This is a genomic window from Acinetobacter sp. I-MWF (genome assembly GCF_025433935.1).
In the GTDB taxonomy this organism is placed as follows: Bacteria; Pseudomonadota; Gammaproteobacteria; order Pseudomonadales; family Moraxellaceae; genus Acinetobacter; species Acinetobacter guillouiae.
Map to the genome: position 1 here is coordinate 657410 of NZ_JAMBAR010000001.1, position 19083 is coordinate 676492.

The window sequence follows — 19083 nt, forward strand, 5'->3', positions numbered from 1 at the left end:
TTGTGCTTAGATTTGAGTATTGAAAGAAAAATTCAAATGTTAAAATTAAGCTTTAAACTGAACAATACTATTGATTAAACCTGATAAAAATCTCGATACCAATCTACGAATTGCTTAACACCATCGTCAACAGATATCGATGGTTTGTATCCGACCATCTGTTCTAAAGCACTACTATCCGCAAAAGTATCCGGCACATCGCCCGGTTGTAATGGAAGTAATTCTAAAATTGCTTCTTTGCCTAAGGCTTTTTCAATAGCATGAATATATTCAATCAATTTTACTGGATTGTTATTGCCGATATTGAAAATACGGAAAGGCGCATAACTGGTCGATGGATCAGGATTTTTGCTATCCCAATTTGGATCAGGCTGCGCAATTTGATCACTTGAACGAATCACACCTTCCACAATATCTGAAATAAAAGTGAAGTCGCGGGTATGGTTGCCGTGATTAAACACAGGAATAGACTTGTTTTCAATAATGTTCTTGGTGAACTTAAACAAAGCCATGTCTGGGCGTCCCCAAGGACCATAGACAGTAAAAAAGCGTAAGCCTGTTGTCGGTAGATTGAAAAGATGGCTATAACTGTGCGCCATGAGTTCATTGGCACGTTTGGTTGCCGCATAGAACTGTACAGGATGGTTAACGCCATGTTTTTCACTAAATGGCATGGTGGTATTCGCACCATAAACACTACTGGTACTGGCATAGGTTAAATGTGGCGTTTTGGCATAACGGCATGCTTCAATAATATTGGTAAAGCCAATTAAATTACTTTCGACATAGCTCAATGGATTTTCTAATGAGTAACGGACACCAGCTTGTGCAGCCAAATGAATCACCCGATCAAATTGATGATCTTGAAAACATTGATCAACAATTGCTTTATCAGCAAGGTTGGCATGAATAAAAGTGAACGTTTGCTGGGTTTGTGCTGCTGTATCCCTAAGAACTGCTAATCGGGCTTGTTTTAATGCGGGATCATAGTAATCATTCATATTGTCAAAGCCGACAACATCATCACCACGCTCTAAAAGTTTTTTTGCAACATTGAAGCCAATAAAACCTGCTGCACCTGTGACGAGGACTTTCATTCATCTGCTCCGAAAATATCTCGTGTATAGACTTTATCTAATACATCACTTAAGTCATTAGAGACCCGATTGGCAATAATCACGTCACTTTGCTGTTTAAATTGTTCTAAATCATTGACGACTTTGGACTTAAAGAACTCATCTTCTTGTAAAGTTGGTTCATAGACAATCACTTCAATTCCCTTGGCTTTGATGCGTTTCATCACACCTTGGATTGCCGACGCTCTAAAATTATCTGAACCACTTTTCATCACTAGGCGATAAATACCAACTTTATTGGGATTACGTGCAATCACCGAGTCTGCGATAAAGTCTTTACGCGTACTGTTTGAGTCAACAATGGCTTGAATCAAATTACTTGGAACGTGATTATAGTTGGCTAAAAGTTGTTTGGTGTCTTTCGGTAGACAATAGCCGCCATAACCAAATGATGGATTGTTATAGTGATTACCAATACGTTGATCTAGACAAACACCATCAATAATTTGATGAGTATCTAAACCAAAAATTTGCGCATAGGTATCCAGTTCATTGAAATAGGCAACGCGCATAGCGAGATAGGTATTGGCAAATAACTTAATTGCTTCAGCTTCAGTTGCGTCGGTAAATAAAACAGGGCTGTCCTTTTTGATGGCCCCTTCGATCAATAAGTCAGCAAACAGTTTTGCCCGGTCAGATTTTTCTCCAACAATAATACGGGAAGGGTACAAATTGTCATGCAATGCTTTTCCTTCACGTAAAAATTCTGGAGAAAAGATAATATTTTCAGTGTGGAGTTTTTCTTTTAAGCCCTTGGTAAAGCCGACAGGGACAGTTGATTTAATCACCATCACTGCATTGGGGTTGACCTCTAAGACTTGCTGGACCACGCTTTCGACACTTTGCGTATTAAAATAATTGGTTTTAGTGTCGTAATCCGTTGGGGTCGCAATAATCACAAAATCCGCATTGCGATAAGCGGCTTGGTAATTTGTCGTGGCTGTAAAATTTAATGATTTTTCTTTTAAAAATAATGAAATATCTGCATCTTGAATGGGCGATATTTTATTGTTGAGCAAGTTAACCTTAGATTCTAAAATATCTACTGCAACAACTTCATGATGTTGTGCAAATATCATTGAATTGGATAAGCCAACGTAACCTGTTCCAGCGACTGCTATTTTCATAAAAACCTAATATAGAAAATGTGCTTGCAAAAGTTGTATTCAATTTCACAGAGCGTTCATTCAAAGATTGTTCAATAAAATATCGAACAATTAAAAAATGACTATGCTCAATGTAAATTGTTAGCGCATCATAGCATATTCTCGTGAAACAAATTGTTCAGCATATGCAATCGAATACAGTAACTTGGCGACGGTAATGGTATGATATGGGGATTGCTCAGGTGGAAGATTGATGCATGCAGGTCAATGAATCAAATTTACAGTCGAATTTAGTTGAATCAGAACAGAATATCGTTTTGTGTATGAAGTGGGGCAGCAAATATGGTGCTGATTATGTCAATCGCCTATATAACATGGTCAAACGACATACCACAATTGATTTCCAAATGGTGTGTTTGACTGACCGTACAGAAGGTATTAATCCAGAGGTTCAATGCTTTCCAATTCCGCCGTTAGCATTGCCTGAAGGAAGTCCTGAACGTGGATGGAATAAGTTATCAACTTTTGAACCTGACTTATATGGTTTAAAAGGCAATTTATTATTTTTAGATCTTGATGTGGTCATTGTAGACAACATTGATGACTTCTTTAGCTATCCGGGTGAATTCCTCATTATTCACGACTGGAAACGTCCTTGGCGTGTGACTGGCAATAGTTCAGTTTATCGTTTTAAGTTGGGTACTTTTCCTGACATCTTGCCTTATTTTCGTGAAAACTTTAAAGAAATTAGTCATAAATTTCGAAATGAACAAGAATATCTGTCTTGGTATGTCGACCAGCAGCAAAAACTCAGCTACTGGCCAAAAGATTGGTGTAAGAGTTATAAATACCATTGTTTGCAAAAGTTACCACTTGCTTATTTTAAGCCACCAGTCAAGCCACAAGATGCCAAAATTATTATTTTCCATGGGGAAATTAATCCACCTGATGCCGTGACTGGCGGTGGAGGTAAATGGTACCGCTATGTGTTGCCTTCAGACTGGATTAAAGACGCTTGGCAATAATTTTATTTAGATGATTAGAACATTTGAGAACAATATAGATGCAAAACCTTGATATCGTGATTGCTTGGGTCGATGGCAATGATGTTGAGTTAAAACGTAAACGTCAGCAATACCTCACAGGTGGTGATGCCTCAGATGCTGTGAGCGATACACGTTTTGCCAGTAATGATGAGATCTATTACAACATTGCATCTATATTGAAGTATGTGCCTTTTTGCCGTCATATTTTCATTGTTACAGATAATCAGCAGCCTGAATTTTTAAATGAATTTGTAGCGCAAGGTCTTTGTGATGCAAATAAAATTCGTGTTGTTGATCATCGTGAGATTTTTGCCGGTTATACGCAATTTCTACCCACGTTTAATACCCGGTCAATTGAAAGCATGTTATGGAATATCAACGGGCTTTCAGATTATTTTATCTACTTAAATGATGACTTCTTTTTTAATTCACCCGCTCAAATTGAAGATTTTCTTGAGAGCGATAAAATCGTCACCTATGGACACTGGAAAAGTTGCTTTAGTTACAAGACCAAGCTGAAATATCGTCAATTTTTAAATCGTAATTTTAATAAACCGATTCAACCCGGTCATGTGATAGCACAAATGCTGGGTGCTGATATTTTAGGATTTAAAGAATTTTTTGAAATCCATCATTATCCACACTGTGTCGATCGTAAAATTTTAAGTGAATACTTATTGCATCATCCAGATCTACTAGAAACACAGATTAAATATAAATTTAGAAGTGTCGAACAATTAAATCCGATTTCATTGATGAATCATTTAAAGATTCAAAAAAATGAAGCTGTTTTAAAGCCTGATTTAGCTTTGGCTTATTTGAAAAATGCTGAAAGCTTAGCTGCGTTTGTAGAAGCATTGAATCAAGACAATATTAAATATGGTTGTATCCAAAGTTTAGATCAACTGAATTCTGAGAATGCTGCACAGGTACGTCGTAAAATGATCGATAAATTATATGATTATTTGCCTAAATCAGTGATTTCAGCCAAAGCTTTATCGTAGGAAGCCAATCATGAAAGTTAAAACATATCTGATCAATTTAGATGGTAGTGATGAGCGGCTTGCTCGCGCAACAGAACAGTTACAGGCGGTAAACTGGGAGTTTGAGCGTTTTTCTGCTTATGATGGCCGCGGCAAAGAACTGTCATCTTTTCAGGATTATGATGATGCGTTGACGCAGCAAACTTTAGGAAGACGTTTACTCAATTCAGAACTGGGTTGTTATCTCAGTCATTATCGCTGCGCTCAGAAATTTTTAGCAAGTGATGCGGATTATCTTGTTGTCTTAGAAGATGATATGAAAATTACAGCTGATTTCAAACAATCTATAGATCAAGTTTTAGCTTATTTAGATCGCCATCAAGCGCTAGATTGGTATTTGGTGAATTTAGCGGCAAAGAAGAAAAAGTTAGCCAAAGATATTACTCAGTTAGGTGACTATTCATTGTGGCATGCTTATTATTTTCCTATTCGTGGTTTGGGCTTAATCTGGTCACGCAAAGGTGCTGAAGCATTTATTGCGCAAGGCAAAACAATTGCCATGCCTGTTGATATCTTTTTCCAAACTTGGCTGAGTAAGAATGGGAAAGGATTGGGTGTTTGGCCTGCTTTTGTTCGTCCAGCAGGTCTAGATAGCGATATTTTAGGTACAGTTGCAACACAAGGAATATCTCGTAAAGAGAAAGAAAATCGTGATCACTCTTATGGTTTTAAGAAGCAAAAACGTATGTGGCGTGATCGGATGTATGCATTTAAACATCTTTATTTTTAATTGTATTAAGATGTAAGTGGATAATTGTTAGTTAAATATACTGTGTAAAATGTATTTTTATTGGGATTGCTTTAGGTAAACGTTGTGGATTTATTATATGAAAATTTTTAAAAAACTATTTTATTTAGCTAAATTTCATATGATGTACTATTACAAAATTAGACATACCAATAAAAAAATTGATAACTATGCAGGACAACTGGTTTTTAATCCTGTTGCTAGCTCTATCGAATTGCCAAAAAAAATATGGATATATTGGGAAGGTAATTTTCCTGAGTTTGTAGAGAAGTGTGTTCAAAATATTCAAGAAAAAAACCCGTCTTATCATGTATATGTACTTAATCCAGAAAATGTAAGTGAGTACAGCGATATTGATTTCTCCTTATTGAAGGATGCAACACCTCAACAAAAGGCTGATTTACTCAGATTTGATCTATTATACCAGCACGGTGGGATTTGGTTGGATGCCAGTATTATTGTTTATGATAATTTGGACTGGATTCCTGAACTGATGCAAAAAAATCAGACAGAATGTTTTTCTTATTATCGAAAAAAAAATACCACAAATATCGATTATCCTGTATTGGAAAATTGGCTATTGGCAAGTGTTAAAAATAATGTTTTCTTTAAACATTGGTATGATGAATTATATTTAGCAATTCAGCAAACGCCTAAAAGTTATGTACAAAATATTCGAAATACAGAAAAAAATAGCAAAGATTTTTTTCAAAGAATTAGTAATCTTGAATATTTAGTCGCCTATGTTGCATGTCAAAAAGTACTAAGACGATCTTTTCCAAGTATTACTTTGATTGATTGTGATGAAAATGCATTTTACTACCAAGTGAAAAATCGCTGGGTAAAAGAAAAGATTTTGATTGATATGGCAATTAATTATCCAGCGGAAGAATATCCTAAGTTAATAAAACTTGCGGGAAAAGAGCGTAATTATTTATGTCAATATTATGATAAAGGAATGTATTTTAAAGGCTCCTTTATTGATTTTTAACTTTAAAGTTTATTTAATCATGTTTGAAAACTAAGCTTTGATCTTATCTAGGAAATCAAAGCTTAGTTAGATTAGAATTTTCCCAACATAAAAATTAACTATTCCTGCTTAGATAAAAACTGTTTAAGTACTTTATATTTAGCTTGTTGGGTAAAGTACTCTTCAGATGACAATGAACCAAAAACAGATAAATGGCGGCCATCCAAAGAATAGGGAATACTTTCTTTTGCCATATGATTTGGTTTAAACAAATCAGTTTGTGTGAGCAATAACGTATTTGGATAGCGTTGGGTCATGTCTGTAATGAGGCGCGATGCGGTTTTTTGCTGTTTAGCTTTAACATTATCGAAATAACCATTAAGATTGAAATTTCGATGTAACCACAATGATCGTTTGTATAAAATGCTAATGTTTGCGTCAAAAGCATAAGGTTCAGACATCACAATAACTTTCTTATGAGATTGATTGGCGAGTTTTAGCAAATTCTCAAAGCTCTGTTCTTGATGTTGTTGTACAATATCGGACCAGCGACCTGCAAAAATTAATGCATTATATTGATTTATATTGTTTTTTAAGTGGTCTCTGTTCAGCATACATTGCTGATAGGCAGTAGAGTTTTTATCCCCGGTAAATTGTTTATCTGTACTTGGATAACACCAATTGGTAGTAATTGCGTGGATATTTAAGTTGAGTTCTTTCCCTAAATAATGCCAGAAGGGAATATTATGACCAGCAAAAGAATCACCAAATAAAAGCACGGGTTGAGCATCTGCTTGCTTCGATCCGATATGACATTCAAGTCCCTGTTGCCCCACCTTCAAACTATGATCATCTTTAATGTTATAAAAACACCAGCCATTGGAAACTTTTGGCATTTCTAGCTTTTCATTGTGTTGTAAATACAGTGAATCTGCACGATTCTTTAAACCATCCTTATTGATGTATGAATAGAGCATAGACGAAGAGATAAGAATGATAAAGAATAGTAAATAACAGTAATATACCTTAATATTGACTAAATATTTTCTTGAACTTTCAATATATTTATAACTTAACCAACCTAAAATAAAAGAAATTAGAATCGCTAAACTAATATTGACTAAATTTTTTTCAAAGAAAAAATATCCGAGTAAGAAGGCAACAGGCCAATGCCATAAATAAATGGAGTACGAAGCACTACCTATATTTTGAATCAATTTAAATTTGGTAAAGATTGAATTTTGTTGGTTGGCAATAAGAATAAGCATCGTTCCAACCACAGGAACTAATGCATTATAGCTTGGCCATATTGTATCTTGACCAAATAGAACTAAACTTAGTGCAATACTTGCAAAACCAATAATTTCAAGACAATGCTTTATCGGTTGAGTAGGCGTATATGTTCTAAAATAGTAGTAAGCCAAGCCACCAGCAAGCAACTCCCAAGCACGAGAGGTGAGCTTAAAAAAGGCATAGATAGAATCTTTAGATGAGATATAAATCGAAAAGCTTAAAGATGAAATACATAATAAGATTAAAAATATCCCTAAGAATTTTTTATTTTGAATAATTTTAAAATATAAATAAACAAGAATAGGAAATAATATATAAAATTGCCATTCTACTGATAAAGACCAGGTATGAAGTAAGGCTTTATCATGAGAGCTTACAGCAAAATAATCGCCTGCTTGACGATAATATAGGTCATTGGATAAAAAACTTAGACTATATTTTGCATCTTTAGCAAATAGCTTGAAGTCTTCTGGGATGAAAAAAAACCATCCACAAATTGTCATGATTAAGACGACAAAGAAAAGTGCAGGAAAAATTCGTGTGATTCGTGCTAAATAAAAATTTATAAAAGAAAAGCTATTTTTTTCAAGGTTCTCAATAATAATCTTTGTCATTAGATAACCAGAAATGACAAAGAAAACATCGACGCCTAAGAATCCAGCAGAAAATCCTGAAACGCCGAAATGGAACAGAACAACAAGTATTACAGCATAGGCGCGAAGCCCGTTGATATCATCACGAAAAGTTTTGGTTTGCATATTGAAGACAAATTAAGAGCTAAGGTGAATCCAAAGCGTTATAAAAGCTTTGGATCTAATTTCTCAAAAGACTCTATCGCACTTTTCAGTGAAAGATTGTAAACTTTAATATTCTGCTTGTTTAAAAAGTGAGAGGCGGCCTCAAATGCTGGAAATATTTCAGTTAAATATTGGTCGAGCATCGTCGGTTGCTTATTGCTACTTTTTTCATAAAAACGTGGCTGATTAAAGTTATTCATATCTAAACCTGCCAAATAAATTTCTTCATAAGACAGAGAATAAATAATTTGTAAAGCGACATAGGATACTGTGAAATAATCAAAAAGGGAGTCACGAATATGCAAGGAAAACCCTTTACCACCCTCTAGATAAAAATAGTCTTGATGGGGATCAATGGCGATACGTGGACCTAAAAATCGCTCAACGATTCCTTCAGTAATCGTTTCAATAATTTTGATCTGACATTTTATTTGGTCAGGACTGATTCTTCTTAGAATTATGTCAAGACAGCGATGGGTGGTGAAAAAAGTACATTGGCTTTGGAGTACTTTAAGCACTAAGTCAAAACGATTTTTAGTAAAATTGAAGTCAATAATGACATAATATTTAAAATGAACGTAGTCCAATGATATTGAACCATTAATTCCAATATAATCTATATCTTGTCTTTTAAAAACATCTTCGGGGCATTTCTGAACGGAAGGACCAGTTGCAACCAGCATGCTTTTTTTACAAGTGCGTGTTGGCATAACGGAATTGTCAGCAATGAGCTTCTTACGAAAATACACCTGATCAATTCCACCAAGTTCATTTCTTTTGACAGAATAATAAGGCCAGTATTTGCGATTATGTCGATGTGTTTTAGGATGGCTATGTTTATAAATAAATTTATAGATATTTCTTAAAACAAAATTTGAAAAGAATAATTGAATCGATTTTGGTGTTTTATGGTTCATATAGTGTCGTAATGAGAAAATGAGTGAAGATGGAAAATTGTCTATTCGACAATTTATCCATCTAACGTAAATGTAGGCTTTTTAAATTTAGCTTTAATTTTTCGGATTTGCTTGCTCAACCAATTGGTTTCTTGATCTGGGCGAGTCACTTTATTCCCTTGGTAGTTAATTTGAGTTGCTTTTGAAAAAGTTCCAAAAGGTTCAATTAAATAATTTTCAGGTTTATAACCAAGTTCCAGCGCTTCTGCATAATATTGATCAAATAATTCAATCAAATCTTGGCGAGGATGAGGCATTATTTTGCCATCAAACCAATGTTTTTGATTCACTTCGGCAAGACGTGGAATTGCATATTTATGGCTAAATTGAGTTCCCATGTCTGAGTAGTGTAATACTTTGATTTGTTCGATAGCTAAGTCTTCACCATCAATATTGTTATAAGAATCTTGATAAGGTTCAACCAATTGAGGCTTGTCTTTGATAAGACGCATTAAATTTTTATGACTGTCTGGATTGGTACGGATTTCATTAAGTGGTGGCAGGTATTGTTTGGCTTTCTCACAATCCCATACACAAGTACATAAACGCGCTGTACTTTTTCCGCCTTTAGCAATAACAATTGCATCATTATTCATAGGATGTGACCAAAGTTCTGCAATATCACAGAGCACGACGACATCTGCATCCATATAAATTGCACGACCTGTGAAATCACATAACTCAGGTATTGCCCAACGGAAACCAGAAAAAGGGGTTGCCCATTTTTCTGTAGACCATCCTTTACCTGTTTCTTGATCGCTATACCATGGACTATTTATGTCATGACTAAGTTGCATCCAAATAAATTCAACATTATGCTGTGTATGTTTACGAACACTATGTTCTAATACCATGAGTTGTTCAAGGTCACAGTTATTTGGATCACAACCTACAAAAATTTTAATGTTTTCACTAATCATTATTTATAGCCCCTAAAATCACATTTATTAGAGTGGTGCCATATAGTATATCGCTAAATGCGATTAATTTAAATGAACATTAATCTTTATCGTAGGTCGATCTCAAAATTAAATTTATAAGTAATTGTTGTAAGAGTTTTTATGAAAAAAGTTGTCATTAGTTTATCAACTGCTCAAGAGCGCCGTAAGCATATTATTGCTGAATTTGAAAAACAAGAAGTAGATTTTGAATTTTTTGATGCGATCACGCCTGCAAATATAGATATGGCGACATCTAAACTTGGTCTGGTCGGGTATACAACTGCTTTACACCAGAACGAAGTCGGTTGCTTACTAAGCCACATGCTGTTGTGGAAGAAAGCAATAGATGAGCAGCTCGATTATATTGTAATATTTGAAGATGATATTTATTTAGGTGATCATGCAAAAGATTTTTTATTGGATGATGTATGGATTCCAAAAGAATGTTCAGTAATCAAATTAGAAATCTTTTATAAAAAAATTGGGGTGGCGTTAAAACAACATAATCTTTCGGCTCCCGATGCCCGTAAACTATTGTTATTACGTGAAGCACATATGGGATGTGGCGGATATATCATATCGCAAGATGTAGCAAAAAAATTGCTGAATTTTATTGTTGAATCGAAAGTATTAATCCCAGTGGATCATTTTTTGTTTAGAGAGTGTCCAGAGCTTGCCGTGTATCAGCTTAGCCCCGCATTGTGTATTCAGGATATGATATTGACGAATGGTAATACACAGTTCCCAAGTGCCTTGGAAGAAGTTAGGAATATTAGAAAAGGGAAGTATTTGAAAAAGGAAAAATTGAAATTTAGCGCTAAATTGAAAAAAGAATGTTCACGAATTGTTAGGCAAATTCAAAAAATGATGATTAAACTGGCAAAGTTTAGACAAGGTATTCGGACCGTGAAAATAAAATTTCGTTGAACGTTAATGCTTTAGATATATGTTTTGAAGTGTTGATTGCTAGGAAGGAATTTGCTTATTTATACAAGTTCCTGCCACCCTCTAACTTCCTAAATCGTTTATAACCCCATAAATACTGTTCAGGAGCGATATTAATCATTCGCTCCATCTCTTTATTCAATGTATCAACTGAGAGTTGTAAGTCTTTAGAATTAATATCTTGAGATAGTGCAGTAAAATGTAAATCAAAACCTGAGAAATCAGGGCGACGGACACAGGTTAAACCCACGACTGAACATTGGGTTTTTGCTGCAAGCTTCGAAAGCAAAGTTGAAGAAAATGCTTTTTGCCCATAAAAGTCAGAATAAATACCTCCAGACTCTTTGGGAATATGGTCGGGAAGGATAGCGGTAAACCCACCTTGTTTTAAATGTTTAAATAAGGCACGTACACCAGTATCATCAGTGGGTACCAATGTTGCATTTAAGCGTTGGCGAGACTCTAGCATAAATCGATCTAAGTCTTTATTTCGACTCGGCTTATACATGATAACGGGATGAGTATGTTGATTGATCCACGCATTCATGAGTTCCCACGCTCCAAAATGAGGGACTACACCAATACAACCATTGGGATTCTTCAAGGCATTGAGAAAAATCTCAGCATTATAGACCTGTTTAATTTGTGCTAAGGCGAACTCTGGAGAAGATCCCCAAACTTTAATTGACTCTGCATAAGTCATACATTGACTTTTTAAACTGGCTTTAATTAGTTGATTACGTTGTTGTTCATCAAGCTCAGGATATGCCGCAGTTAAATTCAATTCAGTGGTGCGTTTTGCTGAAGAATTACTCATAAACAATAAATTCCCGACACCTCTGGCAATACTTTGTATCATCGCTAGAGGTAATCGAGAGAAAGTTTTAAGTAGCTTATACATTTAATTAATATTAGTCGCGGTCAGCATTGCCTTTCAACACCAAGTAAATCAGCGCTGAAATAATAAAGAAACCAGCAATAAAACTGCTCATGCTGAAATATAAAATACGCTGATAAGTATCTAAATTAAACAACTGATGGCTTAGGATATAACGCATAAATCCCCATTGAACCACTGAAAATACAATGATAATAATTGTATGACGAAGCACATTAGGTCGCATAGCCATAGGTTTTCACCTCAAAAGTTAACAGCGATAGTATGCCATTTATGAGAACTTATCTCAATTAGAACCTATCGAAATAAAATACATACGAAAACAGAAAACCCTGCATAGCGCAGGGTTTTCGACGCAACCGCCAAAAATTATTTAGCTTCTTCCGCTTTCGGTTTTTCGCGTAAACGAATACCTAAGTCACGCAATTGATTTGGTTCAACTGGTGCAGGTGCTTGAGTTAGTGGACACTCAGCAGTTTTAGTTTTTGGGAAAGCAATCACATCACGGATAGATGATGAGCCTGTCATCAACATCACTAAACGGTCTAAACCAAATGCTAAACCACCATGAGGAGGCGCACCGAATTTTAAAGCATTTAATAAGAAACTGAATTTTTCTTCAGCTTCTTCTTCGCCAATACCTAAAGCTTCAAAAATTGCTTTTTGCATTTCTAAAGTGTAGATACGCAATGAACCACCACCGATTTCAGTACCATTCAATACCATATCGTAAGCAACAGAAAGTGCTGCGCCAGGATTGCTTTTCACTTCTTCAACGCTTGATTTTGGAAGTGTGAATGGGTGGTGAACAGACGTCCATTTACCATCATCAGTTTCTTCGAACATTGGGAAGTCAACGACCCAAAGTGGCGCCCACTCGGTTGTTGACATGTTCATGTCATGACCGATCTTGATACGTAAAGCACCCATTGCATCATTTACAACTTTGGCCTTATCTGCACCAAAGAATACGATGTCACCATTTTCAGCACCAACGCGCTTTAACAAATCAAGCACGATTGGTTCGATGAATTTAACGATAGGTGATTGAAGACCTTCGATACCTTTTTCAAGTTCATTGACTTTAATATAAGCCAAGCCTTTCGCGCCATAAATTCCAACGAATTTAGTGTATTCATCGATTTGGCTACGTGGCAGTGAACCTGCACCAGGTACACGAAGTGCAACAATACGACCTTTAGGATCTTTTGCTGGACCTGCAAATACTTTGAACTCAACGTCTTGCATCATGTCGGCAACGTCTACAAGTTTCAAAGGAATACGTAAGTCTGGTTTGTCAGATGCATAATCACGCATAGCGTCTGCATAAGTCATACGTTGGAATTTGTCGAATTTCACACCAAGAAGTTCATTGAACATCTTAACGGTCATACCTTCCATCAAATCCATAATATCGTCATCGTTTAAGAACGATGTTTCGATGTCGATTTGAGTGAATTCTGGTTGACGATCTGCACGTAAATCTTCATCACGGAAACATTTTGCGATTTGGTAATAACGGTCTACACCACCAACCATCAACAATTGTTTAAACAATTGTGGTGATTGCGGAAGCGCGTAAAAGCTACCATTTGAAACACGGCTAGGTACTAAATAGTCACGTGCACCTTCAGGTGTTGCACGTGTCAAAATTGGTGTTTCAACATCCAAGAAACCATGTTCATCTAAGTAGTTACGAATTAACGTCGTTACTTTAGAACGGAAACGTAAACGATCAATCATTTCTGGACGACGAATATCAAGGAAACGATATTTCAGACGGATTTCTTCAGAAATATTGGCATTTTCATCATTCAATGGGAATGGTGGAGTTTCAGATGCAGCAAGAACTTCGATTTCTTTACCTAAAACTTCGATTTGACCGCTCACCATATTGGCATTTTCTGTGCCTTCATAGCGACGACGTACACGTCCTACAATTTTTAATACATATTCTGAACGTGCTTTATCCGCAGTTGCAAATGCTTCAGGAGTATCTGGATCGATGACGACTTGAACGAGACCATCACGATCACGCATATCAAGGAAAATCACCCCACCGTGGTCACGGCGACGATGTACCCAGCCGCAAAGCGTTACAGTCTGGTCAATTTGAGCTTCGGTTAAAGAACCGCAATAATGAGTTCGCATCATAGCGTTAAAAATCCAACTATATGGGTTAAGGAAGCGAGTACGTAAACAGCGCATCGCCTAAAAATGTAATGTGAGATTATGCCTCTTTGAGCGGTGAGTCACAAGGACTTGGGGCAAAAACTACTGTATAGCCAAATAAATTTAAGCTAATTTCTAAAAACTTTCAGTGACTCAATCGGCAAATAGAGCATTATTTAAGATATTTTTTATAATTTAAATAATGAAACAATAGGCAACCTAAAGTAAAACAAAGGATTGAACCTTGGGTAAAGGCTTTCATAAAGAAGCCAATCAGTACATATAGGTCAGTGTCTTGAGGAACGAAGCCTGTACTTTTGGCAATATAAACATAATACAAGCAACCACTAAAAAACGCAGTTACAAATAAACTTATACAGAAAAAATTTACTTTAGGATTTCGTATTTGACTGGCTCTATATTTAAAAAAGTAATGCAAGCCCATCCATATTAAAAACGGTAAAGCAGCAGCAGAACAGCCGATTTGTAGGACTTTATGCATCGGATAAATACGATCAAACATACTGACGGGTTGCGCTAAAAACGCTTTAAAAGCGAAAGTTCGAAAATCTAAATGAGTTAAACCATCCCAAATAATATGGGTTGCTGTACCTAAGATAATCGCCAATATCGTCCAAATTAGAAATTTAAAAAAAGTTGAAAATGAAACGATGTTTAATGGTTTTTGAATGCCTAAAAACTTAAATAATAATGGGCGATATAAGCTATACCAAAGTAAGCAGAACAGTAATCCCACCAATAAATCTGGATAGATGATTCCTTTAAACTGATGATTTAAATAAATTTCAGTTTTAACCAACACTCTATACAAATCTGGTGTCATTGTGCCAATCGCGAGTGCTGCAATCGGCAAGCGATTTCCTGAAAGTTTGGACAAAGGTGGTGCTAAAACAGCATGTGAAAGTGTAAAGGGCATTAGAATATTAAAAAGTTAAGCAATGGTTTTGAGCTGATTCTATATAAAAAGCCAAAGTGCAAATGTTTTTTATTGCAAAAATATTGAAATGTTATAATATAACATTATTCAAAAATATTGAGCTTTGAGAGCAATCGCATGTCCTTTACCAAAAGTGCCCTAACACTTTCCATTTCTGCAGTTATTTCAACTTCTATTTGGGCTGAAGATCAAACCAATACTGAAAAAAATCCACAACAATTAGAAACCATTACCGTTGTTGGACATCCCTTGGTCCGTTCAAGTCAAGATTTTGGCGTTGCAGATGAAACTGTTTCACGTGAAAAACTACAACAGGCGGGCACGACTTTAGGTGAGGCACTCAAAGATGAATTAGGGGTCTATTCCAATACCTTTGGGGCGGGTTCTAGTCGCCCTGTAATTCGTGGGCAAGAGGGGGCACGGGTTAAAGTGACTCAGAATGCAACAGAGACGATGGATGTTTCAAGTTTGTCACCAGATCATGCAGTCACTGTAGATCCGCAACTTGCACAAAAAATTGAAGTCATTCGTGGACCATCAACATTATTATATGGGGCTGGATCTGTGGGTGGTTTAGTCAATGTAGTTGACAGCAAGATTCCGACAGCGATGCCTGAAAATGGTTATGAAGGCAATGTTGGTCTGCGTTATAACACGGGCAACGACGAAAAAATGGCACATGCTGGAGTGACTGTTGGATTAGGTTCAAATGTTGCATTACGTGTAGAAGGCTTAAAACGTGACGCCAATGATTATATTACCCCGAACTATATTGTAACTGAAGAGCATGGTGATCATGCACATAGTACGAAAGAGCGTCGAGTTGGCAATACATTTTCAGAGTCTGAAAATGTAAATGTGGGCTTATCTTGGATCGGTGAGCGTGGTTTTGCGGGTGTGTCTTATAGCAATCGCCAAGATCAATACGGTTTACCTGGGCATAGCCATGAATATGAGTCATGTCATTTACATGGCTTATCACTGCATTGTGGTGGGCACGATGATGACGATCACTCTGGTCATGATCATGGTGAAGAAGAGCATGATCACGCTGAAGCAGGGCCATGGATTGATATGAAAACAGAACGTTATGATTTCCGTTCTGAGCTCAATGAACCTTTTGCTGGCTTTAAAAAACTTCGTGCACAAGCAAGTTATACTGACTATCAACATGATGAAATTGAAGGAAGTACAGCAATGACAACCTTCAAGAGCAAAGGTTATGAAGGTCGTGTTGAGTTGTTACACAATCCGATTGCTGCTTGGGAAGGGGTGTGGGGTGTCCAAGCCAGCCAGCAAAAATTAGATATCACAGGTGAAGAAGCGGTTCTTGCACCAAATAAAACCCAAAAATATAGTGTATTTGGCTTAGAGCATCGCCAATTTGGTGATTTTCATGTGGAATTAGGGACTCGTTTTGATCATCAAACAGTGGATGTCGATTCAGCTCAAAAAGACTTTGATGGCAATGCATTCTCATATTCTGGTGCTGTGAATTGGGCATTTGCACCAAATTACACGCTCTCTTTAATGGGTTCTCATCAAGAGCGATTGCCTTTAGCACAAGAACTTTATGCTGATGGAAAGCATTATGCAACCAACACCTATGAATTGGGCAATCAAGACTTAAATAAAGAGAAGTCAAATAATGTGGAATTAGGTCTTCATTATGACAATGACAAGTTGAGCTATCATGTACATGTCTATCAAAATTGGTTTGATAACTACATTTATGCCAAAACTTTGGATCAATACGAAAACTTCCGTTTGATCAAATATAGTCAAGATAAAGCCAAGTTCTATGGTACAGAAGGTGAAGTCGCTTATCAGTGGAATGATGTGTATAAAACCAGTCTGTTTGGTGACTATGTACGCGGTAAAATTGAAGATGAAAATGCACCGCGTGTTCCTGCTGGTCGTTTAGGCGCTCGTGTAAATGCTGAGTTTGATGAGCGTTGGTCTGGTTCAGCAGAATATTCACATGTGTTTAATCAAGATAAATTTGCGTCTTATGAACAAGAAACCAAAGGTTATAACATGGTGAACCTAGGCGTTGCTTATCAATATCCTTTGGCCAACAAACAAGAAGCGAAAGTATTCTTTAAAGCCAACAACCTGTTGGACGAGAAGATTTATGAACACACTTCTTTCTTATCGAATATTCCACAAATTGGACGTAACTTTGTCATAGGTATGGACTATAAGTTCTAATTATTTGCAATCATTCACCAAATCGTTATTGAAAAATAAAGGAATTCGACCTAGGCTCTAAGGGTCTGCCAATACTTCATCTGTATTTGCGACAACGAGTGTTTTTTTAGAGGATACAAGGCATGAGCTATGAAATTTAGTGATCTAAATGAGTAGGTCATAACGATGTAGCATCAAAAAACACTCTAGTCGTCTCTGCTGCGCCTTGCGCTGCAAACAAAGCAGTGCTTTGTTTTTTGCTCAGGGTTGTGGTTAAAATTATCTCAAACATCGTTATGAAACTTGAAAATAGTCTCGCTATTCTCTTCATTTCATGCCTCGTTTGCTCAATTTTAGCCGACAACGCAAGTTATATATGAAATGTTGACAGACCCTAAATTGGTCTAGGTCTTTTCTTATGCGTATCTTCAATAAAATTCAAAACAAACTGAATTGGTCAAAACGTCGCTATTTCGGCATTATTATCGGCATATTGGCCTTAGGATATCTTTCCTCTGCGATTTATCATGTTTATAAACCACTTCCTAAAGGGCTGAATTTTACCGGACCATTGCGTCACGCCAATGTAAAATTTATTGCCGATGAAACCTATATTGATGTGCAAGGGAAGCAGCAACTTGATCAGCAAATCTTTGATCAGGTGTTACAGCTGATTAAGCAAGCCAAGACCACCATTGTGATTGATATGTTTCTATTTAACAGTGAAGTCGGCGATTCTAAAGTCCAGCAACGAGAATTAACTAAGCAATTAACCCAAGCCTTGATTAATGAAAAAATTGTAAACCCAAGCTTAGAAATTAAGTTTATTACCGATCCAATCAATTCTGTTTATGGTGGAATTCAGCCTGAACAATATCGCCAATTACGTTTAGGTGGTATTGACGTGATTGAAACGAATTTAACACCACTCCGTGCATCTAATCCTACTTGGTCTGGGATATGGTATTTATGCTGTCAGGATATTGGCAATAACCCAAATAAAGGCTGGCTGAATAATCCATTTGGTAAAGAAAAAATTACAGTTCGTAGCTATTTAAATTTATTTAATTTTAAAGCCAATCATCGTAAAACCATCGTGGTTGATACCGCGGAAGGTTGGAAAACTATCGTCACATCCGCTAATCCTCATGATGGTAGTTCACGTCACTCCAATATCGCATTAATGGTTGACGGTGCAACTGCGACAGATATTTTAAATACTGAACAAACCGTCGCGCATATGTCGGGAGGTGATACGCCTTTTGTTGCTTTCGGCAAACTACCTGAAAATCCAAATGATCCTCAGGTTCAAGTACTGACTGAAAAAGCAATTTATGATGCGGTCTTAAATATGTTGGCGTCAGCAAAAGCCAATGATCAAATTGATTTAGCCATGTTCTATTTGTCAGAACGCCAAATTGTTAAAGGTTTAGTTGCTGCCAAGCAACGTGGAGTGAAATTACGTATTTTGCTTGATCCCAATAAAGATGCATTTGGTCGTCAAAAAAATGGTATTCCAAACCGTCAAGTGGCTTCAGAGTTAAATGACGCAGGAATTGATGTGCGTTGGTGTAATACCCAAGGTGAGCAATGCCACAGTAAGATGATCGTAAAGCATAATGCGCAATCTGCGGAAATGATTTTAGGTTCTGCCAACTTTACCGCACGTAATTTAAAAAATTATAATTTGGAAACAGATTTACGCGTGGTTGGCAATCCACAACAACAAGTCTTTATCGATGCTGAACAGTATTTTAATACGGCTTGGTCAAACTTAAATGGTCGTCAAATGAGTGTGGATTACAGCAAGTATGCCGATGAATCAAAACTTAAATACGGGGTTTACCGTTTTATGGAATGGAGTGGTTTGTCGACGTTTTGATT

At 36.5% G+C, this 19083-nt stretch carries 16 protein-coding genes; 7 read left to right on the top strand and 9 right to left on the bottom strand.

Translation table 11 applies throughout. From position 1 onward, the window contains the following. Positions 1-74 precede the first annotated feature (74 nt). On the bottom strand, positions 75-1097 hold the full coding sequence (locus M2R48_RS03205) for an NAD-dependent epimerase (RefSeq protein WP_262085073.1): 1023 nt from the start codon (positions 1095-1097) through the stop codon (positions 75-77). Beyond that, positions 1094-2263, bottom strand: coding sequence for a nucleotide sugar dehydrogenase (locus tag M2R48_RS03210; RefSeq protein ID WP_262085074.1), 1170 nt, complete (start codon positions 2261-2263; stop codon positions 1094-1096). The genes M2R48_RS03205 and M2R48_RS03210 overlap by 4 nt, the downstream gene beginning before the upstream one ends. Before the next feature lie 236 nt (positions 2264-2499). Here M2R48_RS03210 and M2R48_RS03215 point away from each other — a divergent pair, with 236 nt between their 5' ends. The 4 genes from M2R48_RS03215 (at position 2500) to M2R48_RS03230 (ending at position 6070) form a co-directional block, all read left to right on the top strand. Beyond that, positions 2500-3267: a hypothetical protein gene (locus tag M2R48_RS03215; protein ID WP_004723130.1), complete on the top strand. Its 768-nt coding sequence runs from the start codon at positions 2500-2502 to the stop codon at positions 3265-3267. Between the two features lie 38 nt (positions 3268-3305). Next, entirely contained in the window at positions 3306-4292 is a 987-nt protein-coding gene (locus M2R48_RS03220; protein ID WP_262085075.1) for a stealth family protein, read from the top strand. A gap of 10 nt (positions 4293-4302) precedes the next feature. Beyond that, entirely contained in the window at positions 4303-5061 is a 759-nt protein-coding gene (locus M2R48_RS03225; protein WP_262085077.1) for a glycosyltransferase family 25 protein, read from the top strand. Between the two features lie 97 nt (positions 5062-5158). After that, positions 5159-6070, top strand: coding sequence for a glycosyltransferase family 32 protein (locus M2R48_RS03230; protein WP_262085078.1), 912 nt, complete (start codon positions 5159-5161; stop codon positions 6068-6070). Between the two features lie 98 nt (positions 6071-6168). On the opposite strand, the gene M2R48_RS03235 is transcribed toward M2R48_RS03230, so the two are convergent. Genes M2R48_RS03235 through M2R48_RS03245 form a run of 3 tightly spaced genes read right to left on the bottom strand, consistent with a single transcriptional unit; the run spans position 6169 to position 10015 of the window. Then, positions 6169-8100, bottom strand: coding sequence for an acyltransferase family protein (locus M2R48_RS03235; protein WP_262085079.1), 1932 nt, complete (start codon positions 8098-8100; stop codon positions 6169-6171). A gap of 38 nt (positions 8101-8138) precedes the next feature. Then, positions 8139-9056 (bottom strand): lipopolysaccharide biosynthesis protein, encoded by a 918-nt coding sequence (locus M2R48_RS03240; protein ID WP_410004152.1) that lies wholly within the window; start codon positions 9054-9056, stop codon positions 8139-8141. A gap of 53 nt (positions 9057-9109) precedes the next feature. Continuing rightward, positions 9110-10015, bottom strand: coding sequence for a glycosyltransferase (locus M2R48_RS03245; protein WP_262085080.1), 906 nt, complete (start codon positions 10013-10015; stop codon positions 9110-9112). A gap of 141 nt (positions 10016-10156) precedes the next feature. Here M2R48_RS03245 and M2R48_RS03250 point away from each other — a divergent pair, with 141 nt between their 5' ends. Beyond that, the gene (locus M2R48_RS03250; protein ID WP_262085081.1) at positions 10157-10963 is read left to right on the top strand and encodes a glycosyltransferase family 25 protein; all 807 of its coding nucleotides are present in this window, start codon (positions 10157-10159) and stop codon (positions 10961-10963) included. Positions 10964-11018: 55 nt separating this feature from the next. Here M2R48_RS03250 and M2R48_RS03255 read toward each other — a convergent pair whose 3' ends face one another. From M2R48_RS03255 to M2R48_RS03270, 4 genes are all read right to left on the bottom strand, one after another. Next, positions 11019-11882: a lysophospholipid acyltransferase family protein gene (locus M2R48_RS03255; RefSeq protein ID WP_262085082.1), complete on the bottom strand. Its 864-nt coding sequence runs from the start codon at positions 11880-11882 to the stop codon at positions 11019-11021. Positions 11883-11892: 10 nt separating this feature from the next. Then, positions 11893-12111: a hypothetical protein gene (locus M2R48_RS03260; RefSeq protein ID WP_004723114.1), complete on the bottom strand. Its 219-nt coding sequence runs from the start codon at positions 12109-12111 to the stop codon at positions 11893-11895. Positions 12112-12248: 137 nt separating this feature from the next. Then, on the bottom strand, positions 12249-14033 hold the full coding sequence (gene aspS / locus M2R48_RS03265) for an aspartate--tRNA ligase (protein WP_004819069.1): 1785 nt from the start codon (positions 14031-14033) through the stop codon (positions 12249-12251). Positions 14034-14223: 190 nt separating this feature from the next. After that, positions 14224-14988 carry a DUF4184 family protein gene (locus M2R48_RS03270; RefSeq protein WP_262085083.1) on the bottom strand — a complete coding sequence of 255 codons (765 nt, stop codon included), beginning with the start codon at positions 14986-14988 and terminating at the stop codon, positions 14224-14226. A gap of 138 nt (positions 14989-15126) precedes the next feature. On the opposite strand from M2R48_RS03270, the gene znuD reads away from it, so the two are divergent. After that, positions 15127-17220 carry a zinc piracy TonB-dependent receptor ZnuD gene (gene znuD, locus M2R48_RS03275; RefSeq protein WP_262085084.1) on the top strand — a complete coding sequence of 698 codons (2094 nt, stop codon included), beginning with the start codon at positions 15127-15129 and terminating at the stop codon, positions 17218-17220. 397 nt (positions 17221-17617) lie between these two features. Further along, positions 17618-19081 carry a phospholipase D family protein gene (locus tag M2R48_RS03280; RefSeq protein ID WP_262085085.1) on the top strand — a complete coding sequence of 488 codons (1464 nt, stop codon included), beginning with the start codon at positions 17618-17620 and terminating at the stop codon, positions 19079-19081. Positions 19082-19083 lie beyond the last annotated feature (2 nt).